The sequence below is a fragment of the Skermanella aerolata KACC 11604 genome (genome assembly GCF_000936425.1).
GTDB lineage: Bacteria > Pseudomonadota > Alphaproteobacteria > Azospirillales > Azospirillaceae > Skermanella > Skermanella aerolata.
The window spans coordinates 565574-579187 of the sequence record NZ_AVFK01000001.1 but is presented as its reverse complement, the minus strand read 5'-3'; the positions used below and the strand labels follow the sequence as shown (position 1 = coordinate 579187).

12 protein-coding genes and 1 pseudogene are annotated in these 13614 nt (G+C 64.3%); 4 read left to right on the top strand and 9 right to left on the bottom strand.

The genetic code is table 11. From position 1 onward, the window contains the following. Position 1 precedes the first annotated feature (1 nt). Together N826_RS02595 and N826_RS02590 are read right to left on the bottom strand one after the other, a co-directional pair. On the bottom strand, positions 2-502 hold the full coding sequence (locus tag N826_RS02595) for a DoxX family membrane protein (protein ID WP_044425711.1): 501 nt from the start codon (positions 500-502) through the stop codon (positions 2-4). 16 nt (positions 503-518) lie between these two features. Continuing rightward, the gene (locus tag N826_RS02590; protein WP_211099188.1) at positions 519-1004 is read right to left on the bottom strand and encodes a YHS domain-containing (seleno)protein; all 486 of its coding nucleotides are present in this window, start codon (positions 1002-1004) and stop codon (positions 519-521) included. 280 nt (positions 1005-1284) lie between these two features. Between N826_RS02590 and N826_RS39615 the strand changes: the two genes are divergently transcribed. Both N826_RS39615 and N826_RS02580 read left to right on the top strand, forming a co-directional pair. Then, positions 1285-2565 carry an adenylate/guanylate cyclase domain-containing protein gene (locus N826_RS39615; RefSeq protein WP_052830773.1) on the top strand — a complete coding sequence of 427 codons (1281 nt, stop codon included), beginning with the start codon at positions 1285-1287 and terminating at the stop codon, positions 2563-2565. A 20-nt stretch (positions 2566-2585) separates the two neighbouring features. Continuing rightward, the gene (locus N826_RS02580; protein WP_044425710.1) at positions 2586-3719 is read left to right on the top strand and encodes a serine hydrolase domain-containing protein; all 1134 of its coding nucleotides are present in this window, start codon (positions 2586-2588) and stop codon (positions 3717-3719) included. On the opposite strand, the gene N826_RS02575 is transcribed toward N826_RS02580, so the two are convergent. From N826_RS02575 to N826_RS02545, 7 genes are all read right to left on the bottom strand, one after another. Next, positions 3720-5675: a sigma-54-dependent Fis family transcriptional regulator gene (locus N826_RS02575; RefSeq protein WP_044425709.1), complete on the bottom strand. Its 1956-nt coding sequence runs from the start codon at positions 5673-5675 to the stop codon at positions 3720-3722. 102 nt (positions 5676-5777) lie between these two features. Further along, positions 5778-6914, bottom strand: coding sequence for an acetoin dehydrogenase dihydrolipoyllysine-residue acetyltransferase subunit (locus N826_RS02570; RefSeq protein ID WP_044425708.1), 1137 nt, complete (start codon positions 6912-6914; stop codon positions 5778-5780). A gap of 35 nt (positions 6915-6949) precedes the next feature. Then, entirely contained in the window at positions 6950-7954 is a 1005-nt protein-coding gene (locus N826_RS02565) for an alpha-ketoacid dehydrogenase subunit beta (protein ID WP_044425707.1), read from the bottom strand. Between the two features lie 15 nt (positions 7955-7969). Beyond that, positions 7970-8935, bottom strand: a complete 966-nt coding sequence (locus tag N826_RS02560; RefSeq protein ID WP_044425706.1) for a thiamine pyrophosphate-dependent dehydrogenase E1 component subunit alpha — start codon at positions 8933-8935, stop codon at positions 7970-7972. Between the two features lie 164 nt (positions 8936-9099). After that, entirely contained in the window at positions 9100-9750 is a 651-nt protein-coding gene (locus N826_RS42785) for a hypothetical protein (protein ID WP_147039999.1), read from the bottom strand. Between the two features lie 180 nt (positions 9751-9930). Continuing rightward, complete coding sequence (locus N826_RS02550; protein WP_044425704.1) at positions 9931-10188, bottom strand: GlsB/YeaQ/YmgE family stress response membrane protein; 258 nt, start codon at positions 10186-10188, stop codon at positions 9931-9933. Between the two features lie 78 nt (positions 10189-10266). Then, positions 10267-10923 carry a hypothetical protein gene (locus tag N826_RS02545; protein WP_044425703.1) on the bottom strand — a complete coding sequence of 219 codons (657 nt, stop codon included), beginning with the start codon at positions 10921-10923 and terminating at the stop codon, positions 10267-10269. A gap of 72 nt (positions 10924-10995) precedes the next feature. Between N826_RS02545 and N826_RS02540 the strand changes: the two are divergent. Together N826_RS02540 and N826_RS02535 are read left to right on the top strand one after the other, a co-directional pair. Beyond that, positions 10996-11385 (top strand): annotated as a pseudogene (locus N826_RS02540) (gamma carbonic anhydrase family protein); the annotation flags it as partial. 491 nt (positions 11386-11876) lie between these two features. After that, positions 11877-13556 carry an L-lactate permease gene (locus N826_RS02535; RefSeq protein ID WP_044425701.1) on the top strand — a complete coding sequence of 560 codons (1680 nt, stop codon included), beginning with the start codon at positions 11877-11879 and terminating at the stop codon, positions 13554-13556. Positions 13557-13614: the final 58 nt, after the last annotated feature.

Sequence of the window (13614 nt, the reverse complement as noted above, 5' to 3'; positions counted from 1 at the left end):
CTCAACTCCTTCTCAAGCCGGTATGGGAGCGCCCGAAGGGCAACAGCGCCAGGACATGGGACCGGCGAAGCGCCAGGATTCCGGCCGAAGCGATCCAGACGCCGCAGGCAAGCGCGAAAAGCTGTCCGCCGTCCAGGCTGCCGTCGGTGTTGACCACCTGCACTCCGAGCGGCGTGAACAGGTGGAAGAAAATGGCGCCGCTGATGACACCAAGCGCCAGCAAGGCCCCGGCGGCCTGGAACGGCACCCGGCCGGTGAACAGCCCGGCCAGCAGCAGAAGCGACGCTACGAGTTCGGCGGAGCCGACGACGTACTGGCTGAACGGACCATTGGGCGCGAAGAGGCCGGCGAAGCCGAGGTTGGCGGCCCAGGCGTCCAGAGTGCCGAAGATGTACTGGGTTTCCGGACTGTCGGTAAACTTGAAGAACAGCGATTGGATGAAGACGAAGGCAATGTAGAGGGACAGGGTTCCGGCAAGGAACCGGCGTTTGCGGTCGGTCATCGCGGCGGCTCCTTTATCACTTGTCCAGGACAGTGGGCCAGTTGCGGTCGGCACTGGCGATGAAGCCGGGAATATCCTTCTCCCACTTCCGCTGGACCTCATCGTCGTAGTTCAGGTACAGCTTGCCGCCGACGACCTTCCAGCGCTGCGGATCGCCGGACGCCGTGTAGCCCTGCGCCACGGCCCAGGCGCAGTAGCCGCCGTACTGGGGAGCGTATTTCTCCGGCGAAGCGATGAAGAGGTCCCGGTTTTCGGCGGAGGCGAAGCGCCATTCGGCATCTCTCCAGCGCGTCTGGAACTCCTTCTTCCCCTCGACCGGCTGACCTTTGGTGAAATACGCGACGGGATCGTAGCCGCCGACCGCGAGACGGCTGAAGAAGCCCGTGTAGATGGCGGACTCCTTCGCCGAGGCAGGCGCGGCGAGGGACACGAAGCCCATGAAGACCGCCAGTGCGATGATCAACGGGCGCAGCAGGCGGTTAAGCACCAATCTTTCAAACACCGCGAACCTCTTTCAAGTTCTGAACATTCATCCACGATGTTCCTGTTGATGGATCTAGAGAACTCAATTCGGCTCACTAAAGCGTGAACGTGTTCACATGATCGTGATTATTGCGTTGCCAATTCGTGAAGAGGTGGAATTGTTTACAATCGAATCATTGGAAACAGAACTTTCTGTTTTCATAGGCATGAACTGCCGGAACGCTGAAAAAACTGTATGATCCGCAGGGTCGTCGCTCGACACGGGCGGTTCCGATCATCCAGTTGGGAGTGTTCCGTCCGTGACCACGCATGAGCAATCGCATTTCCCGGCTGTTCTGACGCCGCAGGTGCAGGCACCGGCTGCTGCCACCGCTTCTCGCCGGAAGACGCCTCCCGGCCCAATACGCAACGCGCGGATCTTCGCCTGGCTGATTACCGTGCTGGCGGTCTTCATGGCCGTGGACACCATAGGGTTTCCCTGGCCAGGCGAAGAGTACGCCGTTTTCAACCGACTGTCGGCTTGGATCGCCAGCGGATTGCTGGCGCTTGCCGTCGGCTCGCTGGTCTGCGTCAGGTCCGGCTGGATGCTGGCCGGACGAATGGGAATCGTTCTGTACGGCTGCGGTGTGGTCTCGGCGATGACCGTGATCCTGGGACCGGGCACGGGGATCGACGTGCTTGCCGCGACCTGCCTGCTGGCGGGACCGGCGCTGCTGTTCGCCCGCTCCGAGAAGCTGGCGCTGGCAATCGGCGGCGCCTTGTGTCTCGGCGTCATCGCCTTCATGCAGATCTGGATCCGCCAGGGCCATCCCCCCATCGCTCCCGCCACCGCATCCAACCTTGCGGAGGTCCGGACCGGCGTGGTGTTCGTGGCCGCCTGTGTCGGTGTACTGGTTGTCTATCTTTACTGGTCGGCTGAGATCGCGCGGGGAACGGCGGCTCGCGAAGCCGCGCGGTCCGATGCGCTGCTGCTGAACGTCCTTCCCGCAAGCGTGGCCGGGCGCCTCAAGGCCGGCGAGATCAGGATCGCCGACCGGTTGGAGGACGTTACGGTGCTGTTCGCCGACATCGCCGGTTTCACCGCCTTTGCGGCGGACCGCAATGCCGCCGAGGTGGTCGATGTACTGGGAGGCCTGTTCTCCCGCTTCGACGCGCTGTGCGCCGAGCATGGCGTGGAGAAGTTGAAGACCATCGGCGACGGCTACATGGCGGTGGCGGGTGCTCCGTCCGGCCTGCCCGACCATGCCGGGGCGGCGGCCAGGGTGGCGCTCGGCATGATGGCGGCGATGGCGGAGACGGTGCGCGAACATCCGGAATTGGGCCTGCGGGTCGGGTTGAACACCGGGCCGGTGGTTGCGGGCGTGATCGGGACGCACAAGTTCGCCTACGACGTCTGGGGCGATACCGTCAATCTGGCGAGCCGGCTGGAATCGAGGGCGGTTCCCGGCACCATTGCGATCTCCGCCAGCACACTGAATGCGCTCGGCGGACGCTTCTCCGTGGAGTCGGTGGGAACGGCGGAGTTGAAGGGCATAGGATCGGTCGATATATGGCGGCTCGGCTCCGGACCGGTGGGATAATTTGATAATTGAGCAAGCCAATGATGAATGAGCGCCTGGACACCGTGATCGACCGGGCCATCGAGGAGGAGCGCATCGTCGGTACGGTCGTCCTGGTGGCCGAGGATGGACAGGTCGTCTACCGGCGCGCGGCGGGCTTTGCCGACCGGGAGGATGGGGTGCCGGTGCGGGAGGATACGGTCTTCCGCTTCGCCTCCCTCACCAAGGCCATCGTGTCGGTAGCGGCCCTGGCGCTGATCGAGCGGGGCGATTTGCGGCTCGACGGACCGGTGACGGACTGGATCCCGTCGTTCCGGCCCCGGTTCGGCGATGAAGAAGAGTCCGTCATCACCGTGCGCCACCTGATGACGCATACGTCGGGGCTGACCTACGGCTTCATGGAACTGCCCGACAGCAGGTTCCACCAGGCGGGCGTCTCGGACGGTCTCGACCAGCCGGGCCTGTCGATGGAGGAAAACCTGCGGAGGATCTCTTCGGTGCCGCTCAACCATACTCCGGGCCGGCGCTGGAACTACTCAGTCGCTACCGACGTGCTGGGAGAGGTGATCGCCCGGTGCGCCGGCATCCCCCTTCCCGATCTGGTCGAGCGGCTTGTCACCGGACCGCTGGGCATGCGGAATACCAGCTTCCGTGTCGGAGACGGCGTTGCGCTGGCGAACCCTTATGGCGACGGTGATCCGCGGCCGGTACCGATGGCGGAGCCGCACCGAATCCTGTTCGGACGCAGCGCCGTCCTGTATTCGCCCGCCCGGGCGTTCGATGCGGCTTCGTTTCCGTCGGGAGGCGGCGGCATGGTCGGCACGGCTCCCGACTTCCTGGCGTTCCTGGAAGTGTTGCGGACGGGTGGCGCACCGGTCCTGAAGCCGGAAAGCGTCCTGGCGCTGACCACGAATGCGATTGGCGACCTTCGGGTCAATGCGGTCGGACCCGGCTGGGGCTTCGGGCTGGGCGTCGCCGTATTGAAGGACCCGGTGCTGGCGGAAACACCGGAGTCGCCGGGAACTTGGCGCTGGGGCGGCGCCTATGGTCACTCCTGGTTCGTCGATCCCGTCCGCCGGCTGTCGATGGTCGCGCTGACCAACACCGCCATCGCCGGCATGAACGGACCGTACCCGGACGGCATTCGCGACGCCGTCTATGGCGTCGTCCGGTGATCACCCATCCATGTGCGCCGGCGACACCAGACCGTAGCGGTTGATCTTGCGGTGGAGCGTCGAGCGGCTGATGTGCAGTTCCTCCGCGGCGTGGGTCACGCACCACTGATGCCGGCGCAGGACCGACAGCAGGATACCGGCTTCGCCGGCGGGTAGCGTCTCGTGCCGGTGCGGCGTTTCGGTTGGTTTCGTCACCTCGGGCGGCAGATCCGCAAGACGGATGACGCCATCGTCCGACAGCGCTCGGGCGACGCGCATCACGTTCTGAAGCTGGCGGATGTTGCCCGGCCAGCGGCAGGCGAGCAGAGCGGCCAGCGCCGGCGGGTCGATCCGGGCCGGCGCGCAGAACGACCGGATCAGGTCGGCCTTGTCGGTGCGGTCGCGAAGCGGCGGCAGCGTCAGCGACAGGTTGTTGAGACGGTAATACAGGTCCTCGCGGAACCGGCCTTCGGCTACAAGTTGCTGAAGGTCCTGATGGGTGGCGCAGATGACGTCCAGGTCCACCGCGATCGGCCGGTCGTGGCCGAGCGGCAGGATCTCCCGTTCCGCCAGCACGCGCAGGAGCCGGGTCTGGGCCATCAGCGGCATGTCGCCGATCTCATCCAGGAACAGGGTCCCGCCGTCGGCCAGTTGCACCTTGCCGCGCACGCCGCCGCGCCGCGCTCCCGTGAAGGCGCCGTCGACATAGCCGAACAACTCGCTTTCGATCAGCGTTTCCGGAATCGCGGCGCAGTTGATACCGACGAAGGGCCGTGCGGAGCGGGGACCGGCGTGATGGATGGCCTGGGCGACCGCTTCCTTGCCGGTCCCGGTTTCCCCGAGGATCATGATGCCAATCCCTTTGCCGAGCACTCGGCGCACCCGCTGGACGTTCCCGATCATCACGGGATCGGCACCCGCGAGACGATCGAGATCGAGCGGCCCGGTGGGATTCTCGGGCTTGCCTTGCGACACCGCCATCTGTTGCCGGGGACGGTCGGTGGCAGGCCGCAGCGCCCGCCCCGCCGGGGGCCGGAGCGTCGCGTACCAGGTTCCCCCGGTGGCGAGGCAGCGCAGCGCCTGGGGCATTCCCGTGCGCTGCCGGCCGATCAGGCTGTCCAGCGTCAGGCCGAACAGATCGTAGAGGCTGCGGCCGATCAGCGGACTGCCGTCGCCGGTCAGGTCGGCGCGGAGCGCGGTCTGATTGGCGCCCAGGATAGTGCCGCCGCCATCGACCGCCAGCAGTCCGTCGATCACCAAGTCGGCCAGTTCCCGCCCGGCGCTGATCCCGACGATCCAGCATCGGCGTGACCGCGTCAGGAAATAGCCGTCCTCCATCAGCCGGGCCGAGCGCTTGACCAGTTCCAGGGCCAGCATCTGGCTGCGGCGGTCCGTCGGGGCCGACATGTTGGAGACGTCGAGCACGCCCAGCAAGGCGCCGGCCGGATCGAAGATCGGAGCCACCGTACAGGTGAGGCCCGTGTGAAGTGCGCGGAAATGTTCGTGGCGATGGACGATCAGCGGCTCGCGGGTGGCGATGCAGGTGCCGACGCCGTTGGTGCCTTCCTGCGCCTCCGCCCAGATGGAGCCGAGATACAGGCCAGCCTGCTTCAGTTCCTGCTCGAAACTGGCTTGGCCGAGGTAATCGACGGCGACGCCGTTGGCGTCGGTCAGGATCACGACGTAGTCCGAGCCGGCGACCTGCGCATAGAGCCGCCGCAGCTCGGCCGTGGCGATGCCGATGAACTCTTCCATCGGTTCACGGAAGCCGCCCAGCTCGTTCTGCGTCAAGACCACCGGACGCCCCGGGCGGGCTGGGTCGAGCCGATGGCTGTTGAGACAGCGCGCCCAGGATCGCCGGATCAGATCGGGCGGCTGGGTGTCTTGGTCGTGGTCGCTGGCTGATGCCGCCCCTCCGGTAACGCTGGCGACGATTAGATCGACGTGCTCCCGCTCTGGCGCATGGAGACGGACCATTGCCTTCCTCCCATCATGCCGACCCGATTTTATCAGCGTTGGATCGCCGTTAGGGTGTGAGTATAGCATCGGTCCGCCTCTGGCGTAATCACCGCACCAGGATCAGCGCACGGTTAAAAAGTCGGATATGAGGCGATTGACCTCTCCCGCCTTTTCCATGTGAACCATGTGCCCTGCACCGCCGAGGACGTGGCGGTGCGGTTCGGGTATCGCCGTGGCATGCGCGGCTGGAACGATCCGGTCGTCGGCGCCCCAGATTGCCTGGACCGGCACCTTGATCCGATCCAGATCGTTCGCGAATACCTTAGCCTGCCGCCCGCCCGCGAACGCGGCGTCGGCGATGGCGCGGAGCGCCTGTCCGACGCCGTCCAGCCGCTTGTACTTCAGCAACTCCTCGATCATGTCGCGGCTGACGAGCGACGGGTCGGCGAACAGCATCTCCAGAACCGGCTTGAACTCCTTGCGCCGGTCGGCGGCGATGAAGCCTTCGATGTAGTCGGCGTTGATTTCCTCGCCGAGGCCGGCTGAGCAGACCAGGGTGACGGAAACGACGCGCGCCGGTTCGTCGGACGCCAGATGCAAGGCCACCGCTCCGCCCATGGAATGGCCGGCGAGATGGGCACGCTGGATTCCCGTCGCGTTGAGGAAGTCGCCGACGGCTTCCGCCAGTTCGGCGACGCCGCCCTGGACGCCGTGTTTGGTCGATTCGCCATGCCCCGGCAGGTCGAGCGCATAGACGGCACGGTCTTCGGCCAAGGCAGGTTGATTGAACTGCCAGTTGTTCAAGTCGCCGCCGAAGCCGTGGATCAGGACGAGGGGGGCTGCCCCCTCGCCTCCCCTGCCCTCGCCCATCACCAGATAGCGAAGCCGCCGGCCACCGGCATCGGCGAACTGCGGCTCCGGTCCCGCGGCATCGGCGGCCTCCGCCGCCTCTACGGCGAATTCCTCCTGAAAGCGGGCAATGAAGGCATCGATCTCCGTCTCGGGAACCGACCTGTCGGCGACCACGCCGAGCAGCGCGCCCACGGGAACGGTCTGTCCAGCTTCGACCGTCCGGCGCCGGAGGACGCCGGAAGCCGGAGATTCGTAGACGTTCGTGATCTTGGTCGTCTCGATCTCCAGGATCTCGTCACCTTCGCGGAGGTCCGCGCCGTCTTCGACCAGCCATGACGTGACGGCGCCCTCGGTCATCGCCAAGCCCCATTTAGGCATGGTCAAGGCTTTGATCTCATTACTCATTCATCAGTCCTCATAGGATCGGCCACGCGGGCTTTTCAGGCCATGACATGACGAACCGCGTCGGCGATCTTCTCCGGCGTAGGGATGTATGCGTCTTCCAGCTGCGGCGCGAAGGGCACCGGGGTATGCGGCGGCGTGACCATGCGGATGGGGGCCTTCAACGCCTTGAACGCGTTCTGCGCCACCAGGGCGGAAATGTCGGCCGCCATGCCGCAGCGCGGGCTGGCCTCGTCCACCACCACCAGCCTGCCGGTGTTCTCGACCGATTCGATGATCGTGTCCTCGTCCAGGGGAGAGGTCGTGCGTGGATCGACGACTGTGCAGGTGATCCCTTCCTTTTGCAGCGCGTCGGCCGCCCTGTTGGCGAAACCGACCATGCGGCCCAATGCTACGATGGTGACATGGTCGCCTTCGCGGGTCAGGTTGGCCTCACCGAAGGGGATCGTGTAGGGCTCATCGGGGACTTCCTCGATCTCGTCGTAGAGGACCTTGTGTTCCAGGAAGATGACGGGATCGTTGTCGCGGATCGACTGGATCAGCAGGCCCTTGGCCTCGTAGGCGGAGGACGGGACGACGACCTTGAGGCCGGGGATGTGGGTGAAGATCGGATAGAGGCACTGGCTATGCTGGCTGGCTGCCCGGAAACCCGCGCCGTACATGGTGCGGATCACGACAGGAGTGACCGCCTTGCCGCCGAACATATAGCGGAACTTGGCCGCCTGATTGAAGATCTGGTCGAAACAGACGCCCAGGAAGTCCACGAACATCAGCTCGGCCACCGGCCGCAGGCCGGTCGCGGCGGCGCCGACGGCGGCGCCGATGAAGGCGCTTTCGGTGATCGGCGTATCCAGCACCCGGTCCCGGCCGAACTCCGGCATCAACCCCTTGGTGACGCCCAGCACGCCGCCCCAGGCATCGTCGTCGCCCGGTGCGCCCATTCCACCGGCATTGTCCTCGCCCATCACGATGACGGTGGGGTCGCGCCGCATTTCCTGGGCCAGTGCTTCGTTGATCGCCTGACGGTATGATTTCTTCGACATTTCGGCGGCCTCCCCTCAATACGAGACATAGACGTCGGTCAGCAGGCGTTCCGGCGTCGGCGGTGGAGCCGCCTTCGACAGCACGACGGACTGGTCGATCAGGCGCTTGACCTCGCTCTCGATCTCGTCGAGCTGATGGGCTTCGAGGACGCCCGCCTCGGTGACGCGCTGGCGGAAGAAGCGGAGAGGATCGCGTTCACGACGCGCCACTTCGATCTCGCCCGCCTGACGGTAGGTCATGGCGTCGCCCTCGAAGTGTCCGAAGTAGCGGGTCAGCTTGACGTGGATCAGGCTGGGGCCGCCGCCGCCGCGCGCCCGCTCGACCGCTTCGCCGGCGGCCTGATGGATCGCGAAGAAGTCGTTGCCGTCCAGCTCGTAGGACGGCATCCCGAAGGCGGCCGCGCGCTTGGACTGGTCGCCGGCCACCGCCCAGACGCTGGCGGTCGATTCCGCATAGCCGTTGTCCTCCACCACGAAGATCGCGGGGAGGTTCCAGACTTTGGCAAGGTTGTAGCTTTCCAGAGTGGTGCCCTGGTTGGACGCGCCGTCACCGACGAAGGCGACGGCGACACCGCCGGTCTTCAGGGTCTTGGCGGTCAAGGCGGCGCCGCAGATCAGCGGCGGGCCGCCGCCGACGATGCCGTTGGCGCCCATCATGCCCTTGGACAGGTCGGCGATATGCATCGAGCCGCCCTTGCCGCCGCACAGACCGTCGCCCCTGCCGAAGATCTCGGCCATCATGCCGTTGACGTCGCAGCCCTTGGCGATGCAGTGGCCGTGCCCCCTGTGGGTGCTGGCGATGTTGTCGCGGTCGTCCAAGTGGCTGCACACGCCGACGGCGGACGCTTCCTCCCCCGCGTAGAGGTGGACGAATCCGGGAATGCCGCCTTCGGAAAACTCGCTATGCACACGCTCCTCGAACTCGCGGATCGTGCACATGGTGCGGTAGCTTTGCAGAAGCTCTTCGCGATTGAGCTGCATAGTCGCTTCCTCCCATCGTTTCTGCCCTTGTTGCTCGGGCTACGATGGGAGGAAGAGCAACCGCCATGCCATCAGGCTAACCGATTGAAACCTCGGGGATTCCGGTCCGGACGGCGGTCTTGCCGCAACAGTCGCTGCGACAGCCGCGCTACAGGTGTCGCAACTCAGGCCGTCGGCTTTTGCGCTGCCCAGTTCTGGGTGAACTCCAGCATCGCAAGGCGATGCTCTTCCAGGAAGCGTACCTGAAGGTTCACCAGATCGATCGGCGAGCGGACGGCGGCGAACTGCTCAACGAACTGGGCGTTGATGCGAACGGAGCGGTGAAGATACGTGTTCACGCCGCTCAGAGTCGGCACGACGCCATGCGCTCCCGTCGCCGCCTTGAGAGCGACCTGGAAGTTGTGCGCCGCTTCGCCTGCGATCGCTTCCGCCTCGTAAATGACCTGCTCGGCCATGCTGGCTAGTTGCTCGACACCTTCGTCGATGGCGATGCCGGCATCTTCCGGCTCGACTGCCTCGGGCGAAACATCGGGCTCGGGTGACGCGGCGGCCACCGGCGCCGGCTCAGGCGTCGCGGCAGGTTCGACGGCTACCGGCTCGGCTTGGGGAAGCGCAGTGGGTTCGATAACCGCTTCGACCCCGGCAACCGTCAGGGGAGCTTCGGCGGTGTCAGCAACGGGAGGTACCGCAGATTCTACAACCTTGGAGGTTACAGACGCCTTGGTCCGATCCTTGGATGGAGCGGGTTTCGGCCGACCAGCGGATTTCGCGGCGGCTGGAGCGGGGGTTTTATTCGGAGTTCTGGCGGCAACCATCGATCTGTCCACTCCAGCAGAATTGTAACGCGGACATCGTGCGATAACTTTTGCTGCTATGCAACATCGATGGCATTCAAAACCTAGACATATCGCCGCAACTGCCCGGCCGTAAGGCCGATTTGGCGAAAAGGGCCGGCCTCTCTTCCCCCCCGGATAGCGGAGGCCGGCTCATTGTACTCAGACCTTTCGGCGGCTCGTCACGGCGTTGTAGATCCAGAGGACGACGATGGCCCCGATGACGGCGACGATCAAACTCCAGATGTTGAAGCCGGTAACTCCCCTTCCGCCAACCGCGCTGAACAGGATGCCGCCGACGAATGCACCCACGATGCCGAGCACGAGGTTGGTCACCAGGCCGGAACTGCTGCCATGCATGATCTTGCTCGCGATCCAGCCGGCGATGAGACCAAGGATAATCCAGGCGACGATCGACATGTTTCCCCCTTTATATTGAACGACCGGTCAGGAAACAGATCGAAGGCCGCTTTGGTGCCACCTCCATTGAACGGCACTCTAGATATCCGCGTCGGACGGAATCAGTTCGGTTATCCACCCCGGTACGATGCGGGAAAGATCGAGTGCCGCGGCGCCCGCTTCTCCCGTATCCAACGCGTCGGAGCGATCGAGGAATTCACTCAAGGCAGCCGCTATCCGGCCGTCGTCGCCGGGCACTCGGTAACGATCCGGGTCGCCGCCGAACGGGTCGTCGAAGGAGATCGGCCCGAGGACGATACGGGCCGAATGGAAGACGAACCGTGCGTTCTCACCGGCCGAACGGTGGAGCCCGGCGGCGAAGATCGCCGTGCATGCCGAAGCACAGAGATTGTAGCCGGCGACCACGGTACTGACCTGTCCATGGTCCAATACGGCCTGACGTACATTGTCCGCCGCCCGCGCGTAGCCGCCGGGACTGTCGAGCACCAGCCTGACGTCGCTGCCCTTGTGCAGGTCCAGGAACGTCACGATTTCGCGCCCGGTCCGATGGGTCAGCCCTCCGGAAACGAAGAGGTCCATACCCCGTGCTCCCACCGCCGCGTCGCGTACGCCTCCCACCGCATCCGCTACGCGGTCCGAGAAAACGACCAGTACCAGGACGATCGTCACGACGGCAAATCGAAGCAGGATGCTTGGCCGTACAAGGGCTTCCGGACGTGGAAAACTGATTTTCATGCCGACTGAACCTTGTTTTCAGCCATCGTTCCGGGCCATGGATAGGCTTGACATCCGACTGGGAGGCATTGAATGAGATACGCTCTTGAAGACCGTCGCGTCACGACCGAGGGCGACGACTGGTGGATCGCGCCGAACGCAGTCGTCATCGGCGACGTGATCCTGAAGCATAACGCGAGCGTCTGGTGGGGCGCCGTGCTGCGCGGCGATAACGAGCCGATCACCATCGGCGAGAACTCCAACATTCAGGATGGTTCGGTCCTTCATACCGATCCGGGCTTTCCACTGCTGATCGGCAGGAACGTCACAGTCGGCCATATGGTCATGCTGCACGGCTGCACGGTCGGCGATGGGACGCTGGTCGGGATCGGCAGCGTCATCATGAATGGAGCTAAGATCGGAAAGAACTGCCTGATCGGAGCCCGCGCGCTGATCACCGAGGGCAAGGAGATACCCGACAACTCCATGGTGATGGGTGCTCCCGGAAAGGTGATTCGCGAACTGAGCGCGGAACAGATAGCCGGAATGCAGCAGGGGGCGGACCGGTATGTGGAGAACTGGAAACGCTACAAGCAACATCTCGTTGCAGAGAACTGATCCCAACTACGCGAATATGCTGCACCGCACGATCTGGTATACTACTTAAAGTATACGAGATTGTGCGCGGCGCGATACGACGTCAAATTGTACCCATAAGCTCGTATGAAAAAATAGTTCGACCGCTTGTTAAATGTGGTAGGTCCAATTGTTGGCTATGCAAGCTGCGTGGTCTCCCCACAAATCAGAGCATCAAGCACCGCGACGATGACCCTACCAAGGACGAAGACATTGGACTTGCGCAGGGTTACGGCATCGCCGCGCGCCGCCTGACGGGGTCGGCCACCCAAAGCCAGAACCACCACGCGATAATCTGAAAATCGAACACGATAAATCGAGCAATGGGAGGACACGGAATGTGGCCCCAAGTCTATGATCCGTTCGGCAGCATGCTGCTGTCGACGCTGGTAGCGGCGATCCCGATCGTCGTCCTGCTGGGCGCCATCGGCCTTTTCCACATGAAGGCGCATTATGCCGCCGGCCTCGGCCTCCTCGCGTCCCTGGCGGTCGCCATCGTGGGCTTCGGCATGCCGGTCGGCATGGCGAGCATGTCGGCGGTCTACGGTGCCGCCTATGGCATGCTGCCGATCGGCTGGATCATCCTGAACGTCATTTTCCTCTATCAGCTGACGAGCGAAAAAGGCGAGTTCACGATTCTCCAGGACAGCATCGCGTCGATCACGCGCGACCGCCGCCTGCAACTTCTGCTGATTGCGTTCTGCTTCGGCGCCTTCTTCGAAGGAGCCGCCGGCTTCGGTACGCCGGTGGCGGTGACCGGCGCCATGCTGATCGGCCTGGGCTTCTCGCCGCTTGCGGCATCGGGATTGTCTCTGATCGCCAACACGGCACCGGTCGCCTACGGCGCGCTCGGTACTCCGATCATCGCACTGTCCGCCGTCACCGGCCTGGACCTGCTGCAACTGAGCGGCATGATCGGACGCCAGTTGCCGTTCTTCTCCGTGATCGTGCCGTTCTGGCTGATCTGGGCCTTCGTTGGGTTCCGGGGAATGATGAGCATCTGGCCGGCCCTGGTGGTCGCCGGCGTCTCGTTCGCCCTGCCGCAGTATCTGGTATCGAACTTCCACGGCCCCTGGCTGGTCGACGTCGTTGCCGCCATCGTGTCGATGGCAGCGCTGGCATTGTTCCTGAGGGGCTGGAAACCTCGTGAACTGTGGCTGTCCACGACCCGCGACAACAGCATCGCCGGTGCGAAGGCGGTCGGCGCGCAGGTCGTCCACGACAGCGAGTACGAGCGCCGGGCGTCCCAGTATACCCGTGGCCAAGTCATCAAGGCCTGGGTTCCCTGGATCATCCTGAGCGTCTTCGTCTTCATGTGGGGCGTTCCCCAGATCAAGGTCTTCCTGGACAGCATCTGGATCCTCAAGATCCCGGTCGAGGGGCTTCACAACCTCGTCCAGAAGGTACCGCCCGTGGTGGCGGCACCCTTGGCCGAACCGGCCATCTACAGCCTCAACCTGATGTCGGCGACCGGCACCGGCATCTTCCTGGCCGCCATCGTCAGCGGGTTCGTGCTGGGCTATTCGCCGCTCGGCCTGATCCGGATGTACTTCAAGACCTTCTACTTGATCCGCTTTTCGCTGCTGACCATCGCCGGCATGCTGGCGCTGGGCTATGTGACGAAGTACTCCGGAACCGACGCGACGCTAGGCCTCGCCTTTGCGCAGACTGGCTGGCTGTATCCGCTCTTCGGTACGATGCTGGGCTGGCTGGGCGTGGCGCTGACGGGTTCCGATACGGCATCCAACGTCCTGTTCGGCGGCTTGCAGAAGATCACGTCGGAGCAGTTGGGGCTCAACCCCGTGCTGATGGCTTCGGCCAACAGTTCGGGTGGCGTCATGGGCAAGATGATCGACGCCCAGAGCATCGTGGTCGCATCAACCGCTACCCGCTGGTACGGCCATGAAGGAGACATCCTGCGCTACGTCTTCTTCCACAGCCTGGCGCTGGCGGTGCTGGTCGGCCTGCTCGTGATGGCGCAGGCCTATGTCTGGCCGTTCACGGCGCTGGTCTATTAAGCAGAACCTCCGTAACCATCGGCTGGCCGCTGCCGGAACTCTCCGGCAGCGGCTTTTT